General features: G+C 36.4%; 16 protein-coding genes. 3 read left to right on the top strand and 13 right to left on the bottom strand.

Annotated features, from left to right (window positions below; genetic code table 11):
• The first annotated feature begins 18 nt into the window (after window positions 1–18).
• Complete coding sequence (locus K9M53_RS02155; RefSeq protein ID WP_224017557.1) at window positions 19–1,026, top strand: GlxA family transcriptional regulator; 1,008 nt, start codon at window positions 19–21, stop codon at window positions 1,024–1,026.
• Here K9M53_RS02155 and K9M53_RS02150 read toward each other — a convergent pair whose 3' ends face one another.
• From K9M53_RS02150 to K9M53_RS02130, 5 genes are all read right to left on the bottom strand, one after another.
• Window positions 1,027–2,820: an ABC transporter ATP-binding protein gene (locus tag K9M53_RS02150; RefSeq protein WP_224017556.1), complete on the bottom strand. Its 1,794-nt coding sequence runs from the start codon at window positions 2,818–2,820 to the stop codon at window positions 1,027–1,029.
• A gap of 61 nt (window positions 2,821–2,881) precedes the next feature.
• Window positions 2,882–3,451 (bottom strand): hypothetical protein, encoded by a 570-nt coding sequence (locus K9M53_RS02145; RefSeq protein WP_224017555.1) that lies wholly within the window; start codon window positions 3,449–3,451, stop codon window positions 2,882–2,884.
• Window positions 3,452–3,468: 17 nt separating this feature from the next.
• Complete coding sequence (locus K9M53_RS02140) at window positions 3,469–4,155, bottom strand: hypothetical protein (RefSeq protein WP_224017554.1); 687 nt, start codon at window positions 4,153–4,155, stop codon at window positions 3,469–3,471.
• A gap of 61 nt (window positions 4,156–4,216) precedes the next feature.
• Complete coding sequence (locus K9M53_RS02135; RefSeq protein WP_224017553.1) at window positions 4,217–5,533, bottom strand: MutS-related protein; 1,317 nt, start codon at window positions 5,531–5,533, stop codon at window positions 4,217–4,219.
• 8 nt (window positions 5,534–5,541) lie between these two features.
• Window positions 5,542–6,882: a dihydroorotase gene (locus tag K9M53_RS02130; protein ID WP_224017552.1), complete on the bottom strand. Its 1,341-nt coding sequence runs from the start codon at window positions 6,880–6,882 to the stop codon at window positions 5,542–5,544.
• A 36-nt stretch (window positions 6,883–6,918) separates the two neighbouring features.
• Between K9M53_RS02130 and K9M53_RS02125 the strand changes: the two genes are divergently transcribed.
• Complete coding sequence (locus K9M53_RS02125; RefSeq protein WP_224017550.1) at window positions 6,919–8,640, top strand: hypothetical protein; 1,722 nt, start codon at window positions 6,919–6,921, stop codon at window positions 8,638–8,640.
• 86 nt (window positions 8,641–8,726) lie between these two features.
• On the opposite strand, the gene porT is transcribed toward K9M53_RS02125, so the two are convergent.
• Entirely contained in the window at window positions 8,727–9,446 is a 720-nt protein-coding gene (gene porT, locus K9M53_RS02120) for a type IX secretion/gliding motility protein PorT/SprT (RefSeq protein ID WP_224017548.1), read from the bottom strand.
• Entirely contained in the window at window positions 9,431–10,174 is a 744-nt protein-coding gene (gene ubiE, locus K9M53_RS02115; protein WP_224017546.1) for a bifunctional demethylmenaquinone methyltransferase/2-methoxy-6-polyprenyl-1,4-benzoquinol methylase UbiE, read from the bottom strand. The genes porT and ubiE overlap by 16 nt, the downstream gene beginning before the upstream one ends.
• Window positions 10,175–10,326: 152 nt before the next feature.
• Between ubiE and yihA the strand changes: the two genes are divergently transcribed.
• The gene (gene yihA, locus K9M53_RS02110) at window positions 10,327–10,923 is read left to right on the top strand and encodes a ribosome biogenesis GTP-binding protein YihA/YsxC (protein WP_224017544.1); all 597 of its coding nucleotides are present in this window, start codon (window positions 10,327–10,329) and stop codon (window positions 10,921–10,923) included.
• A 70-nt stretch (window positions 10,924–10,993) separates the two neighbouring features.
• Here yihA and K9M53_RS02105 read toward each other — a convergent pair whose 3' ends face one another.
• The 6 genes from K9M53_RS02105 to K9M53_RS02080 all read right to left on the bottom strand — a co-directional run bounded on the left by K9M53_RS02105 (window position 10,994) and on the right by K9M53_RS02080 (window position 16,101).
• Window positions 10,994–11,467, bottom strand: a complete 474-nt coding sequence (locus K9M53_RS02105; protein ID WP_224017542.1) for a ribonuclease H-like YkuK family protein — start codon at window positions 11,465–11,467, stop codon at window positions 10,994–10,996.
• Between the two features lie 202 nt (window positions 11,468–11,669).
• Window positions 11,670–13,256 carry a T9SS type A sorting domain-containing protein gene (locus K9M53_RS02100; protein ID WP_224017540.1) on the bottom strand — a complete coding sequence of 529 codons (1,587 nt, stop codon included), beginning with the start codon at window positions 13,254–13,256 and terminating at the stop codon, window positions 11,670–11,672.
• Window positions 13,257–13,347: 91 nt separating this feature from the next.
• Window positions 13,348–13,806, bottom strand: a complete 459-nt coding sequence (locus tag K9M53_RS02095; RefSeq protein WP_224017538.1) for a hypothetical protein — start codon at window positions 13,804–13,806, stop codon at window positions 13,348–13,350.
• A gap of 109 nt (window positions 13,807–13,915) precedes the next feature.
• Window positions 13,916–14,281 (bottom strand): CoA-binding protein, encoded by a 366-nt coding sequence (locus K9M53_RS02090; RefSeq protein WP_224017536.1) that lies wholly within the window; start codon window positions 14,279–14,281, stop codon window positions 13,916–13,918.
• 2 nt (window positions 14,282–14,283) lie between these two features.
• The gene (locus K9M53_RS02085; RefSeq protein ID WP_224017534.1) at window positions 14,284–14,682 is read right to left on the bottom strand and encodes a thiol-disulfide oxidoreductase DCC family protein; all 399 of its coding nucleotides are present in this window, start codon (window positions 14,680–14,682) and stop codon (window positions 14,284–14,286) included.
• A 96-nt stretch (window positions 14,683–14,778) separates the two neighbouring features.
• The gene (locus tag K9M53_RS02080) at window positions 14,779–16,101 is read right to left on the bottom strand and encodes an aspartate kinase (RefSeq protein ID WP_224017533.1); all 1,323 of its coding nucleotides are present in this window, start codon (window positions 16,099–16,101) and stop codon (window positions 14,779–14,781) included.
• Window positions 16,102–16,123 lie beyond the last annotated feature (22 nt).

Here is a 16,123-nt window from a genome sequence, read left to right as displayed (position 1 = left end):
TAACATTAAATCAATTTTATGCCGACCAAAAAGATAAACGTAGTGAAACCGGGCAATAAACATATTTCAATTTTTGTGCCTGCCGGTGATTGCGTATTAAGCAGTGTGATAGGAAGCTTTAAAGTATTTAATGAAGTAAATGCCGTTGCTAAAAGAAAAGAATTACCGTTACCCTTTACGATTCAACTGGTAGGAATAACAGAAGAAACAAAATTGTATGATGGCGCTTTTAGCATAAAGCCACACACAACGATTGATAAAGTAACACATACAGATCTGATCATTCTTCCTGCATTAGCCGGTAACATTCCTGAAGAAGTAAAACATAATGAAAAGGCTGTAGAATGGATCGCTACGCATTATAAAAAAGGAGCTGAAATTGCAAGTCTTTGTACAGGCGCATTTTTATTGGCTGCCACCGGTTTAATGAAAGGAAAAAAATGCGCCACACATTGGATTGCTTTTGATGCCTTTAGAATGATGTACCCCGATGTTGAATTAATAAAAGCGGTAGTGCACGAAGAACAAGGCATCTATACTAACGGTGGTGCCTATTCTTTTTTAAACCTATTGCTTTATTTAGTAGAAAAATATGTTGACAGGGAGACAGCTATTTATTGTTCAAAAGTTTTTGAAGTAGAAATTAACCGCGATAGCCAATGCTCATTTTCTATTTTCAGTGGATTTAAAATGCATGAAGATGAAGCAATACAAAAAGCACAAGATTTTATTGAGGAGAACTATATTGAGAAGATCAATGTAGATGAATTGGCACAACATTGTTCTCTCAGCCGAAGAAACTTTGAAAGAAGATTTCGCAAGGCAACGCAATATTCTCCGGCAGAATATATACAGTATTTAAAAATTGAAGCTGCCCGGCGCCAATTGGAAACTTCAAGATACCAGGTAAATGAAGTGATGTACGCAGTAGGATATAATGACAACAAAGCTTTCCGTAATACGTTCAAAAAGATCACAGGCTTATCACCGGTGGAATACAGAAACCGTTTCCAGGCGATCGGTTGATCATTTTACTTCCTGCATATTTACCAGCTTGCTGTAAAAGCCGTTCAATGCGATCAACGATTCGTGTGTGCCGCGTTCTATAATTTCTCCTTTTTGCAGCACTATTATTTCATCTGCATTACGAACCGTAGATAAACGGTGAGCAATTACAATAGAAGTTCTGTCCTGCATTAAATGAATAATCGCATCCTGTACCAAGCGTTCACTTTCTGTATCTAAGGAAGAAGTGGCTTCATCTAAAATTAAAATCGGAGGATTTTGCAGTACCGCACGGGCAATCGTTACACGCTGCCGTTCACCACCGCTTAATTTCATTCCTCTATCACCAATATTTGTATTGTATTTATCTTCTTTATAAATAATAAAATTATGAGCGTTCGCTATTTTAGCAGCTTCCATTACTTCATTCTCTGTATATGTTTCTTTTCCAAGAGCGATATTACTCGCTATGGTATCATTAAATAAAATTGGCTCTTGAGTTACGATACTCATCTGGCTTCTCAGCGATGGTATGGTATATTCTTTAATGTTTATTCCATCAATTAATATTTCACCAGAAGTAACATCATGAAAACGTGGGATCAGATCTACCAATGTTGATTTACCTGCACCGGATGAACCTACCAATGCAACTGTTTTCCCTTTTTCAATAATTAAATTGATATTTTTTAAAACGTCCTTTTCGCCATAAGAAAAACTTACATTTCTCAACTCAATAGATCTATTAAACGCTGTTAAAGGAATTGCATTAGGCTTTTCTTCTATACCAATAGGCGCTTGTATGATCTCTTCCAGTCGCTCTACAGCTGCCATTCCTTTTTGAACATTAGAAATACTGCCGGATAAATTTTTTGCAGGATTAATGATCATGGCGAAACCAAAAACAAAATTCAACAGATCGCTGGCTGATAAAGAATGAGAAGAAAGCACCGTTAAGCCACCAACAAATAAGATCATGCAAAGTACTGTTACCCCCATTAACTCTGTAAGCGGGCTTGATAAATCTCTACGGATTGAAATGCTGTTTAATATCCTTAATAATTCTAAATTGCCCGATTTAAATTTCTGCAACATCTTTTTCTCAGCATTAAATGCTTTTACGATCTTGATCCCTGTTAATGTCTCTTCTACATGCGATAAACTTTCGCCGGAAACCACAGAATAATTACTGGAGAAATGTTTCAACTTCCGGTTAATGCGGCCAATTACAAAAGCCGTTATAGGCAGTGCGATCAATAAGAACAATGAAAGTCGGGGACTTAGGTACACCATATATGCCAAAAAAGCGATCGTGGTCAAAGAATCTTTAATTAGCGATTCCAGCGAACCGATAACCGCTCCATTCACTTCGTTAACATCTCCAATCATCCTGCTCATCAAATCGCCTTTTTTTTGATCTGTAAAAAAACCAACGGGGAGCATTAATATTTTTTGGTATAACCGTAACCGGAAGTCGTAAGAGATCATATTCTTAACCGGGTTGGATATTCTATATGAAAGATAAAAGAACAGGTTTTTAAATAAGGTAGCTGCAATAATAAACAGGCAGACAATTCCCAATGCCAAAAGCCTGTTGCGCATGGCAATATCATTTAAATAATATTTAAGACTTCCTACCGCATTTGAGTTTATTACATTGCTACCTGAAGTATTGAATATAATACTTAAAAAAGGAGCAAACATCGCAATGGAAAAAACTGAAAAGAAGGTACCTAATAATGTATAAAAAATGTATAAAGCCAGCTTGTTCTTAGGTATATGAATATAGCTGATTATTCTAAAAAAATTCTTCATTTGTATCTATGCCGGTTAGGGCAAGATGCAAATTTACGTTGAATGTAGGTTTGTTGAATATTTAAAAATTAAGCCTATTGACAGCTACAGGAAAATCAAACCGGCCTTTGGTTATAATTATAGTATCGTTAACAACACCGTCAAATAATCCTGAAAATGTCAATACATTAGAACCATCTTCCGCAGGGGTGAGCTTAGTGATGTAAAGATTTCCTATTCCATAAAATTGATCGAGCCTTATACTAACATTGCGAAATATTTTGCCATTCCACCTGATAAAATCAGCTACAGCAAATGAATTATCAACTGGCAGTAACATGTTTAAAGAATAACTTCGATAATCACCATTTTCCAAATGCCATGTAAGATTTAATGTATCTCCGGTGACCGCATTTATTTTGTTTATGTAAATATCCTGAGGAGTGGGACCAGAATCGGGCGAAAACAAAGTACTATAAAATGGATTAACATAAGCGATGTTATTAATATACGCAGAGGCAACATTATAATCCCTGGAAGTAAATCGACTAAGTCCGGGATTATTTTCATCCGGATAAAAATAATATTTCTTACAACTACTTATACAACAGAATAAACTTACAACCATTATATAGAATAAGTTTCTACTCATTAGTTATCATTTTAAAGTTAAAAACCATAGCCAAAAGTTAACTGTAAAGGAGTTATAAGTTTATATGACAGCTCGTAGTCACCGGTTCCTGTAAAAACCGGCGTCTGTACTCCAAGTGTCACAAAAACATTTTTTTTAAATACTGTTGTCTGCCATGCAATATCCAAACCAATTGCAAGTGAAGTTCTGTTAAGATCAACATCAGGGTTTATAATATCGTAATTGCTTTTATCATAATTCGAATATGATACATTAAAATTCTGACTAAAAATTTCAAGCGGCAGGAAATCAACCAATAAATGTTGTTTCTTTTTATTTTCAAGTACATTTATTCTTAAACCTATTCCAAGTGAAAATAAATAAGGTGCTATTTTTTTCTTTAATGAAATAGATGATGGCAAAGATGGATTTAGCGTATAAGCGCTATCACTTCCTGAAGCTCCAAAAGGAATACCAAGCTCAGCTTTGGCAATGAAAGCTATGTTTTCATACGAGGCTTTTACCCAGGTTACAGTTATAGGAATATAAGTAAATGTATAGTTCTGATTATCCGAATTTATATCTATCCCAATACCTGTTGCTATTGTTGTTATTGATCTCGGCTTTTGTTTCTTTTTTGCAAAACTTGTAAGATCATTTTGTGCCAAAATAGTTAATGGCAATAAAAAAAAAATGAAAAAAGGTATGCTTCGTATTGTTGACATAAGAGTATATGCTCAAGATACATATTACTTTGATATGATGAATAAATTTCGATCCTATTCATCATAAGTTCTGCAACATATCTACTACCCCTTCTTTCTTTAAAATAAGATAGCCTAGCCGGTCGTTGCTAATACCTTCTTTGAGCCGGTAATTAAAATGTAACTGATCGTCTGTAATAGTGGTCTCAAAATAATTAAAGCTGATGTTGGAATAGGTTTTTAATGATTCGCCTATCTCGTATAGATGAGTGGAAAGGATGAATAAGGAATTTTTAATTTTTAAAAATCCTTCTATTACTGTAAATGAACACTTCATGGCATCCTGTATATTAGTACCCTTGAATAGCTCATCGATCAATATCAACCAATGCTTTTTATTGTTAACCTTATTAATGGTAGCTTTTATTCGCTGCACTTCGTTATAAAAATAACTTTCTCCTTTCATAATATTGTCAGCCATATTAATGTTACTCAACAAGCCATCAAATCTGCTCAGTTGCATTTCTTCGGCCGGCACTCCCATACCAATATGCGCTAAAAAAACAGCCGATCCAACCGACTTTATAAAAGTGCTTTTACCTGCCATGTTAGCGCCCGTAAGAAACAAAAAATTACTTTCCTGGTTTAACACGATATCGTAAGCCACAGGTGTTTCCAATAAAACATGGTACAATTGTTTTGCCGCAATTAAAGGATGTTCTGACTCGGTTAATTCTGGAAAATTAAGCTTATACTGTTTTACTGCTGTCGCCATACTATACCAGGCATCTAATTGCGCATGAATTTCCAGCAGATCTTCCATATTATGCTTGTAATGATAGCGCACAAAATTGGCCAACTTTAACCATTGCACAGGAGTTGTATCGGTAGCTTTAGCATTATTGGTAACTATTTCAAATTGCTTCTTATTAAGTATCTGTTGTGCACGCTCTAATAATTTTTTTAAAGGATAAGAAGTGTTTTCATTCAATAAAAGCTTTATCAACTCCTGCATTCCTTTTATAAAATCAAATACGTGAATAGTAGAATATTTTACCAGCGAATAATCAGGTGCATGAAAAACTTTATAGCTGTACGCTGTAAACGAAGATGGGTTAGACGGTATTTCATCAAGCGTGGATTGATAAAACCTTTCAACCACCATTATGGTACCATTGGTAATATGCAGCGGCCAATTATCAATTTTGGCAATGATCTGCTTTAATGTAAGCTGAACATTTTTAATCTCATTGATAGTAGATAACGGAGCGGAAAAATTCTCTTTTAGTTTGTATTTGCCATTAATTGTTTTACAAAAATCAAACTTGCTGAAAATAGAATACTCTTCTTCGGAACTAAATATTGTAAGATCGTTTAAAGTTGTTTTATCTATTTCCATATTATCTGTTACCTGTTAAACTGTAATCGTTGCCCTTTCTGTGATTCATTGAACACACCATTTCCATAAACATGTGCACCGCTTACAAAAGTATCCGTAACAGCAGCCGGAAAACGTACACCTTCCAGGGGGCTCCATCCGCATTTATACAAAATATTTTCTTTGGCAACTGTCGTTTCTTTATTCATATCTACCACTGCCAGGTCTGCAAAATAACCTTCCCGTATATATCCTCTGTCTTTTATCTGAAAACAATCGGCTACTGCATGACTCATTTTCTGAACAATCTTTTCCAAAGAGATCTTTCCTTGCTTGTAATAATTCAACATTAGCAACACTGAGTGCTGAACCAAAGGTAATCCTGCATGTGCATGCTCGTAATCACCTTGCTTTTCTTCCCATGTATGTGGTGCATGATCGGTAGCAATAACGTCCAAACGGTCATCCAGCAAGGCTTCCCACAAACCGGCCTTATTATTAGCCGCTTTAATAGCAGGATTGCATTTTATCCGGTAACCTAATTGAGCATAATCATCTGCAGTAAAATGTAAATGATGTACACAAACTTCAGAAGTGATCCATTTTTGTTTTAAAGGAAGCAGGTTGCCAAATAGCTGCAATTCTTTTTGGGTGCTGATGTGAAGTATATGCAAGCGACTGTTATGTTTTTTTGCCAATTGAACGGCAGAAAAAGAAGATTCAAAACAAGCTTCTTCATTGCGTATCAGCGGATGATCGGCAGCAGATAATTTCCCCTTAGCAGCCTTTATTCTTTCATAATTCTGTCGAATGATCTTTTCATCTTCGCAATGCGTGGCAATAAGCATTTCGCTTTCCCTGAAAATTTTATCTAACGTGAGATAATTATCTACCAACATATTACCTGTGCTGGAACCCATAAAGATCTTTACACCACAGATATCGTTCTTATATTGATTTACTTTCAACACTTCATCAGCATTACTATTGCTTGTTCCCATAAAAAAGGAATAATTAGCCAGCGATGTTTGAGAAGCGATCTTATACTTATCTTCCAGTAATTCGATCGTCAATGCGTTAGGTACTGTATTGGGCATTTCCATAAAAGAGGTAACACCTCCTGCCACAGCAGCTTTACTTTCGGTATAAATAGTTGCCTTGTGGGTTAAGCCGGGTTCTCTAAAATGCACCTGGTCGTCAATAGCTCCCGGCAGCAAAAATTTTCCTTCTCCATTAATTTCAACCGCATTGCGTGCGTTGCTTATTTGTGGTGCTATCTTTTCAATGCGCTCACCGTTTGTCAATACGTCTAACGGTGTTGTTTTTCCTTCATTTACAACTTGTATATTCTTAAAAAGGTATTTTTGCATATCTTGAAAAACTTATAAGTTAAATTACCAAATACGATGCAAATTATTAAAAGCTTATTCAAACTGCTAATTGTTTTTGTTTGCCCGATTTTTTCTTTTGCCCAATCCACTACACTGATGGAGGGTGATAAAAGCGAACATTTCTTTGAACGACTGGACATCAAACAACAACGCAACCCTTCTTTGATACTTTATAATAGCCGTCCGTTAACCAGGAAATTAATTACACAACAGGCACAAAATGCAGATTCGTTAAATAAGTTGAATCCTAACAGCAAGGAATATGCGCTTTCTGCGATCGATAAATATGACCTCAACGAAGTATTGATCAATAACCTGGAATGGATAGATAGTAATAAAGACTTTGCATTAAGCAAAAAGCCTTTCCTGAATACTTTTTATAAAACCAAAGCCAATTTTTATGAAGTAGATACCAAGGATTTTTATTTGGCAGTTAACCCTGTAATTCAGCAAATACAGGCAAAAGAAAGTGGTAACGACAAGCGGGTATATTTAAATTCAAAAGGATTGACATTAAGAGGATTGATAGCGAAAAAAGTAGGCTTCTCTTTTTATTTAACCGACAACCAGGAAAGAATGCCTTCTTATGCGCTACAACGAAATACTAATAATGGATATCCTTATGTACCGGGAGTAGGTTATTTTAAAAACTTTAAGAACGATATTACCGCCTATGATTATTTTGAAAACAGGGGGTCCTTCTATTTTAATGTTGCCAAGTATTTCGATTTTCAATTTGGATATGATAAGAATTTTATTGGAGACGGCTATCGTAGTTTATTCCTGAGCACCAATTCGGCTCCTTACCTGTTTTTAAAATTCAACATGCGCATCTGGAAATTAAATTATCAAACCATTTACATGGAATTGATCAATCAACGATCTAATCTTGATATCAGCGGCGATTATCAATTTCCCAAAAAATATGGCGTGGTGCATCATTTAAGCTTAAATGCTACGCCGTGGTTAAATGTGGGCTTATTTGAGAATGTTATGTTCAGCCGTGCAGACCATTATGATTTTTCTTATTTGAACCCGGTTATTTTCCTGATCGCTGCACAACAGCAGAACGGAAGCCCCGATAAAACTACAGTGGGATTGGATTTTAAAGCCAATGTTGCGCATAAGGCGCAGGTATACGGACAATTGCTTTTCAATGAATTTGTATTAAATGAGATAACGCATTATTCAAGAGGCTGGTGGGCTAACAAACAAGGCGTGCAATTAGGCGTGAAATATATTGATGCATTTAAAATTAAAAATCTCGATCTGCAATTAGAAGGAAACATTGTTCGTCCATTCACTTACACACACAATGATTCTGTTTCTAACTATTCTAATTATAATCAACCTATGGCACACCCGCTGGGTGCTAATTTTGATGAAGTAATTGGAATTGCCCGTTATCGTCCGCTTAATAAATTATACTTAGAAGCTAAGGTGATTGCGTACCGCCAGGGATTGGATTCTGCAGGAGAAAATTTTGGAAGCAATATATTCTTAGATTACACCACACGCCCAAGAGATTATGGTTTTAGTGTAGGTTCAGGTGTGTTGGCTAAATGTGTGAACTTGAATTTATCTGCATCGTATGAAATAAAAGAGAACCTTTTTATTGATGCTGTATTTCAAACAAGAACTTATAAGGTAGATGCAGAACCGGTTTTGAATAATAACTCCACTCTGTTTTCTTTAGGTATTCGCTGGAATGCAACACAGCGGATGTATGACTATTAATTATAAGTATTTTTAGAATTGATAATTAGCGAAGTGAAAGCTTCGCTTTTTTTATGAGATAGAATCCTTATTTATTGAACTAACTTTTACTCGATCGTTAAAGAGAAAGAAACCATTCGGGCATATATCTTATCGATATTGTTGGAGTACTTATTATTGGCATTACGATTATGTAGATTAGCAAGCCCCCAATCAAATTTCAATTCCGGTGATAGTACAAAATAAGGGAAGTATAAATGGAAGCCGATACCACCTTCCAACCCATAACCGAACTTATTGAGTTTGATGATGGCATCTACATTTCTGTCGCTGGAAGCGCTTGCTGCAAGATCATAATCCAACCGAGCTCCGGCAATAGTGTATACCTTTAAATTACCAATTCTATCACTGGTGAATTTAATGGTAACCGGCAAGCTTAGTGCAATAGATTGTACTTTTTTGGTGGTAATGGGAGTTTCATCATTAATAGCATCCGGGTATTTTAATGCATATTGAAAAGCTCTTTCAGAAAAAGTAAGGTCCAATGGATACGTGCGAAAATCAAAATGGTCGCTTATTTTATAATTTACCAACCAGGCCAGGTTAATACCGGTGCTGTTGATGCTTTCAATGTCCATTACACTATCCTGTGTCAAAAACTGATCGTGGTGTGTAAAATTGAAATGTGATTGATTAAAGCCGACATTGATACCGAAATGCAGTATCTTTTGGTCAAACTCCTGCTGGTTCAATTCTTGAAACAATTGAGAGAACCCCATTACAGGACATGCCAATAATAAAGCGATATAAATTATTTTTCTGCGCAATAGATGCTGCATATTCCTAAGCTCAGGGGTTTACATTTTGTGTTAATGTAACCCAGGTTGTTTAAAATGGTTATAAAGTTTTTCCCTTCGGGAAATTTTTGGATCGATTTATTCAGATAACTGTAGGCTTTACGATTACTCGAAAAAAGCTTGCAGATATAAGGCGCCATCCATTCCATGTACACATTGTATAACTGGCTTATAACAGGCGTGGTTGGCTTACTAAACTCTAATACTATTAGTTTACCGGTAGGTTTTAACACCCGTTTGATCTCCGATAACCCTTTTTCCAGGTTCTCGAAATTACGAACACCAAATGCCACAGTTACAGCATCAAACGTATTATCAGGAAAGCTTATTGTTTCACTATCTCCCTTTAACAGCTCTATAGCGTTTTGCAGGTTAAGCTTTGCGATCTTCTGTCGGCCAATTTCCAGCATCCCTTCGCTTATATCGATCCCGGTGATCTTTTCAGGATCAAGCATATTGGATGCCATGATCGCCATATCTGCTGTACCGGTGGCAACATCTAACAATAATTTAGGCTTTGCAGCTATCAATTGCTTTAATGCTTTTTTGCGCCAACGCACATCAATACCTGCACTTAAGAAGCGGTTTAAAAAATCATACCGGAACGCAATATCATCGAACATATTGGCCACCTGTTGCTTTTTGCTGAGCTCTGATTCTTTATAAGGAACTACTGTATCGTGAGCAAACTCTGTCATGCGGGGCAAAGATACGGGATGTAATCAAGTGAATGGTGAATGGTCAATAGTGAAATCTTTGTTACAATAATTTGCTGCGGATATAGCAATTTGAGAAAACAAACAACCTATTTTCATCATTGACCATTCACTATTCACAACTATATTTGTTCATGGTTATTAAATCAGCTAAATATCTTATTAGTAGTCCTGATGTAAAAGATTGCCCCAAACCCGATAAACCCGAATATGCATTTATCGGCAGAAGTAATGTTGGCAAATCGTCGCTGATAAATATGTTGTGCAATAATGAAAAGTTGGCTAAAACCTCTTCTGCACCGGGCAAAACACAAATGATCAATCATTTTATTGTAAACAATGAATGGTTTTTGGTTGATCTGCCGGGATATGGTTTTGCCAAAGTAAGCCAACGCAGCCGCAGAAGATGGGAGCAGATGATCGAAAATTATTTACGCAAGCGTGAAAATTTAGTATTGGTTTTTGTATTGATCGATGCCAGGCATTCTCCTCAAAAAATAGACATCGAATTTATCAATCAATTAGATAAATGGCAGGTGCCATTTGCATTGGTATTTACCAAAGCTGACAAAGAAACACAAGCCATAGTAGCAAAAAATGTAAAGACGTTTTTAGAAACGCTTAAAAAAACATGGCAATTCTTACCGCAACACTTTGTTACCAGCGCTGCAAAAAAAATGGGAAGAGATCATATTCTTAATTTGATCGAAGAAAAGAATACCCAAGAGTAATAAATAAAGAGGAGACAATTCTACTATCGGTATGTTTATACAGACTTTACAGTTAAATAAGAGAAGGAGATCAGTTCACCACTTTGTTAGCACAACTGCTGCTGGCAAAGGCTTCAGGCTTGGCTTTGAAGGCAAAGCCCATACCGAGAATGTAACCCATCGCTTCACGCAATGCTTCATTGCTCTTAAAGCTTGGGTTGGTGTTGATGTCGGCATGTACTTCCATATCAACATTGTAATCCGTAAAAAGATTACAAAGTTCATACGCAATTTCAATGCTTTTTGCGACCTCTACCAACATACGTTCCTTAATGCTGTACTTGTGTAATGTTTTTTCGTTGTGAATGAACATGAAACCTCCATGTCCTTCACGTAAAAAAACGATCACCGTAGCAAATTCGGTTTCTTTACCTTTTACCTGGCTGTCGGTGCCGATACAAACTTTTAAATGATTTCCTGCTGCTGTTTCCCTTTTGATAGCCTGTTCAACGGCTTCTTTTATGGGAAGTTGGATGGGGTCTCCATTAAATTTTCTCCATAACATATTAAAGAGGGGTTTTCTAAAGTTACGGAAAAATTGAATGTTGCAACATTTTTCGTGTATGCGTAACAATTTTTTCACGCCAGAGTCAAAGAGTAGGAAAAGCGCTAAGACATTAGATCGTGGGAATTACTTCGTTATGTGCGATAAAATAAAAAAGGGCCAGCCCCTTACGCTGACCCTTAAACTTACACATGAATCTACCTTACTGTTTTATAATGCGTTCTATTTGTTTTGTTTTGCTGCCAACCAACTGTAACACATACACGCCGCTTGGCTGATTTTCAATGTTCAATTTATTTGAACCCTGAATTCCACTTCCTTTAACGATCAAAGTGCCATTAATATTATGCAATTCGTAAACAAAATTTTCGGATGCGTTTACCAAAACACTGTTGCGAACCAGTGTTGAAACAGTAAATAAACTACTGCCTCCTGCTTGTTTTAACGAGATGATATTAGAGTACATAACCTGTCCTTCAACAGAAACAGCTTTTACCCTATAATACAGATCCTGCTTTTGAAAAGGAGCATATGAATATGCATTGTCAGATGGCGCAATAACACTTAAGCCACTAAAGCTTTTTCCATCTGTAGAATATTCTACGGCTACTGATTTAATAGCTGATGTTGTGATGATGTTCCATTGCAGATCGTGTTGATTGTTTTGGATATCTCCTTTTAATGTTATTCCCTGGATAGGTAATACTGTCGACATGCTGGACAAGGTGTATGAACCTAAGCTTCCATAATTAGTAGTATTATCATTACCCGAACCTGACACAGCTATATAATAAGGACCAGCCTGTAATGAAGTATCAATGGTTACTTCCATTTTAGCAGAAGGATTATAAGATGCGATCAAATTTTTAGACCCATCATATAGATCTGCTTTCACGTTTAGATCCGCACCATCAGCGTTAGCGCCAACACTGTACGGACTAATGCTTAAGTGAACACTCGATGTTTTTGTCATTGTAAATTTAAAAACATCTTTATCTGTTGGTGTAGTGATGACCCCATTGATATTATCGCCGGCCATATTTATAGTAGTTGGGGTAGCATTGATATCGTCTGTATAATCATCATTGCGATAAGTAAAGCCATTCTGTGAAGTGATAACAGAAAGGTTATCCTGTGAAAGATAACAGGCGTACGGTGTTAAACCATTGTACCAGCCTGTCATATTACGGTAGTAACTGTTACCCATAATAGGTGCCCAGGATTCTACACCTGCACCATCACCTTCATTATATACTGCTTCTAAATTACAGTTGTCATCCCATTTTGATTGATGGTATAAACCAAGACTGTGCCCGCTTTCATGTGAGCAACACTCTGCCACCATTTTAGGGTTATTGGGTCCTAAAAGATTACAAAATACAAAAGAAGGTGTTTCATCACCCCATGTAAATGAACCTACATAAGTAACACCACCTACACCGGGATACCATGCGCTGGTAGGAGTAACCACTACTCTTATTTTTTGAGTAGCCGGCGCTGCATTAAATACAGCTTCATCTGTAGTTATATTAATATTGAAAGGACGATAATCTTCAGCAACACGATTAAATACTTCGGTAATCTGTGCGTCTGTCATTCCTGCTGCATCGGCCTGAAACGGAACGCCACCGTTCCATACAGGACTGTTTACATAATATCCATCAAAATCAAGATAGATAGTAGGTTGAGCAGCCGGATAGCTATTTAGCTTAGGGGTGCAAAAGCCGCTGAACGACATTAATAAAGCTGTCAAAAGCAACAGCGATACGTGATTTAAAAGATTTTTCATTTGTCTGGATTTTGGATGTTCCACTTTTTACATGGAATGTTGTGTTTGGATTTTCAGTTTTCATGGGTACGGGTCGTAAATATCTTTTGTGTTATTCCGGTGAACACGCCGGCAATAATTTGTCTAAATCAATTTTTACAAATTGGTAGGAACCATCTTTCATTTTTCTTAATTCAAATGCATCTGAATTTTTTGGATTGATGATATGACCAACATAAAAAACATTATTCTTTTCATCTACCCTTTTGGTTAATGCTAATACAGCATTATCCAGGTTGGCTAAACGAACTGATAAATATTGCAGTGATTTGCTTTTAGTTACGTTATTGATCACTTCTCCCGAAAAATAAGAAGTGCCTGAAAATTTGAGCGTTACATTTTTTCCTTTAACGGCGGTAAATGGCTCATTTAATTCGGCTTCTTTACATAAAATGGTGTTCGGGAAACTTTTAAAAAGTGCTGGCTTGGCGCTCAACTTTTGCTGAGCAAACGTGACAACTGTGAAAAGGGACAGTATCACTACCAATGTAGAATTGGCAAGGTGTTTCATACAGATTTGTTTTTTGTTTTACAGATATTTGGATTTGATGCCGAAGCATCCGAAACTATAATATAACGGGGCTTTTAGGGAAATATTGTATAAGAGGGGGATTAAAAGTCTAATATTGACCTGTACTTAACAAAACAAGCGTACACGCCTCCTGCGGCTGTATATTATTTTTTTGCGCAAGTTCATATAATTCAATGTTTTCTGCTCCGGGATTAAAAATGATCCGTTTGGGATGAAGCGATAAGATATAATCGTAATATTGTTTTTGATGATCGGGGTTCAGGTATAATGTAACCGTATCTATATTATCAAAAGGTTGCTTTTCCGTTTCAATTTCAACACTTCCTATTCTGCCCTTCTTTTTGCCAATGGCAACTACCGGGTGCTGATTGACTGCCAGCTTATTTACAGCCAAAAAACTATAACGTGCAGGATTTTCAGACGCTCCAATTACCAATGTTTTCTTTTTTTCCATACTTATAAAAATCTTGCTTTTAATTCCGGAGTTGGGATCATACATTCATTTTGCTTACCAAACCATTTATACCGGTTACGGGCAATCCAATCATATACCCCATCCCGTATAAACTTAGGAACTATCAAAAATACAGCCAGCAACTTCCAGGCTCCTTTTATTTGAGCCGCTACTTTTAATGCGGCTGTTGATTGCGTATAAGCTTTATCATCCTGCAGTAATACAAAAGAGTCCAGCTTACTTACCGGCAGATCGAATTGTTTTAATAATTGCTTGCCTTCTTCACTTTGTAAGGATGCAAACACAAATTTGGCTTGTGGATCATTCTTTATCACTGTTTGCACGGAACGGTTGCAAAGATTGCAAACTCCATCAAATAATATGATCCGCTTTTCATGCATGCTTGCAAGTTAAAACAAATGATATTGGTTTTGGTTTACAAATAAAGAAGTCGATCTTTTCAGACCGACTTCTTTTTAGTTTATGAAAAGATTAAATTATTCCAATCCAAACAACCCTTTATTAAGCTGTTGCAATGTTTGTTCTTTAAACGCCTTTGGAATTAAGATAGAGATATTATGACGACTGCCACCATAGTTAACCATGCGAACAGGAATGCCTTTCAATGTTTCAAAAAGATTCTCCAATAGATCTTCTGTTTCTGTTATTTCGTTTCCTACAATAGAAACAATTGTTTGGTCATTGTCTATTTCAACCGTTCCGAATGTTTTTAATTCTTCAACGATCTGTGATAAATAAGCATCATTATCTATGGTTAAAGAAACAGCCACTTCAGAAGTAGTTACCATATCAATAGAAGTGCGGTATTTTTCAAACACTTCAAATATCTTTCTTAAAAAACCATATGCCAGCAACATTCGACTGCTTTTTATTTTGATAGCAATGATACCATCTTTTGCTGCTACTGCTTTTACGCCGTCAGAGCTTGCTTCTTCCTGGATAGTGGTACCTGCTGCTTCCGGCTGCATCGTATTTAGTAACTTAACAGGAACCTTTGCCAGCTGTGCCGGCCAAATGCAGGTAGGATGCAGGATCTTTGCACCGAAATAAGCTAACTCAGCAGCTTCATCAAAACTTAATTGTTCAATAGGTCTTGTTTTGTTTACAATACGGGGATCATTATTATGCATGCCGTCAATATCAGTCCATATTTCGCAAACGGTAGAATTGGTAGCGGCAGCAATTAATGAAGCGCTGTAATCGCTTCCTCCCCTTTTCAGGTTATCTACTTCACTTTTTGCATTGCGACAGATATAACCTTGTGTAATGAATATTTTTTTATCGGGATATTGCTTCAGCGTTTGTTCCAACAATGTTTTAATAGTATCCAAAGCCGGTTCATCGTGTTCGTCAATACGCATAAAATCCAGCGCAGCTAAATATTGATGATCGATACCTGCTTCTTCTAAGAAAAGACAAAAGAGCTTAGTGCTAAGCAATTCGCCTTGCGCTAAAATGTCTTTATATAAAGCTTCGTTATGAGATATTTTTAACGTGATATTTAAAAACTCGAAATGTTCTGCAACAATGGTTTTTGCTTTAGCATAAGCGGCATCGCCTGTAACCAGTTCTTTAATGAAGTTGTGATAATGCCCCTCTAATGTGTCTATCTTTTCTTTAGCTGCTTTTTTATCATTTTTTGATAACGCATCGCTGATAGCAACCAAAGAATTGGTAGTGCCACTTAAAGCAGATAGCACTACAATTTTTGATTCTTCATCTTTTGTGATCAATTTAGAAACTTCATGCATTCTTTCAGGCTTTCCAACGCTGGTGCCACCGAACTTCATTACTTTCATTACAATCATTTTTTATTTGGAG

It is taken from the genome of Ferruginibacter albus, from assembly GCF_020042285.1.
Classification (GTDB): domain Bacteria; phylum Bacteroidota; class Bacteroidia; order Chitinophagales; family Chitinophagaceae; genus Ferruginibacter; species Ferruginibacter albus.
The sequence above is the reverse complement of the archived record's forward strand: the minus strand, read 5'-3'. Positions and strand labels throughout refer to the sequence as shown.

Bases quoted from the DNA above. Each gene is read 5' to 3' on its own strand.
- K9M53_RS02140 (WP_224017554.1), bottom strand. From the start codon at position 4,155: ATGTCAACAATACGAAGCATACCTTTTTTCATTTTTTTTTTATTGCCA.
- K9M53_RS02095 (WP_224017538.1), bottom strand. From the start codon at position 13,806: ATGAAACACCTTGCCAATTCTACATTGGTAGTGATACTGTCCCTTTTC.
- K9M53_RS02125 (WP_224017550.1), top strand. From the start codon at position 6,919: ATGCAAATTATTAAAAGCTTATTCAAACTGCTAATTGTTTTTGTTTGC.
- K9M53_RS02105 (WP_224017542.1), bottom strand. From the start codon at position 11,467: ATGTTATGGAGAAAATTTAATGGAGACCCCATCCAACTTCCCATAAAA.
- K9M53_RS02090 (WP_224017536.1), bottom strand. From the start codon at position 14,281: ATGGAAAAAAAGAAAACATTGGTAATTGGAGCGTCTGAAAATCCTGCA.
- K9M53_RS02145 (WP_224017555.1), bottom strand. From the start codon at position 3,451: ATGAGTAGAAACTTATTCTATATAATGGTTGTAAGTTTATTCTGTTGT.
- K9M53_RS02135 (WP_224017553.1), bottom strand. From the start codon at position 5,533: ATGGAAATAGATAAAACAACTTTAAACGATCTTACAATATTTAGTTCC.
- K9M53_RS02085 (WP_224017534.1), bottom strand. From the start codon at position 14,682: ATGCATGAAAAGCGGATCATATTATTTGATGGAGTTTGCAATCTTTGC.
- K9M53_RS02150 (WP_224017556.1), bottom strand. From the start codon at position 2,820: ATGAAGAATTTTTTTAGAATAATCAGCTATATTCATATACCTAAGAAC.
- K9M53_RS02130 (WP_224017552.1), bottom strand. From the start codon at position 6,882: ATGCAAAAATACCTTTTTAAGAATATACAAGTTGTAAATGAAGGAAAA.
- K9M53_RS02100 (WP_224017540.1), bottom strand. From the start codon at position 13,256: ATGAAAAATCTTTTAAATCACGTATCGCTGTTGCTTTTGACAGCTTTA.
- K9M53_RS02080 (WP_224017533.1), bottom strand. From the start codon at position 16,101: ATGAAAGTAATGAAGTTCGGTGGCACCAGCGTTGGAAAGCCTGAAAGA.
- K9M53_RS02155 (WP_224017557.1), top strand. From the start codon at position 19: ATGCCGACCAAAAAGATAAACGTAGTGAAACCGGGCAATAAACATATT.
- yihA (WP_224017544.1), top strand. From the start codon at position 10,327: ATGGTTATTAAATCAGCTAAATATCTTATTAGTAGTCCTGATGTAAAA.
- ubiE (WP_224017546.1), bottom strand. From the start codon at position 10,174: ATGACAGAGTTTGCTCACGATACAGTAGTTCCTTATAAAGAATCAGAG.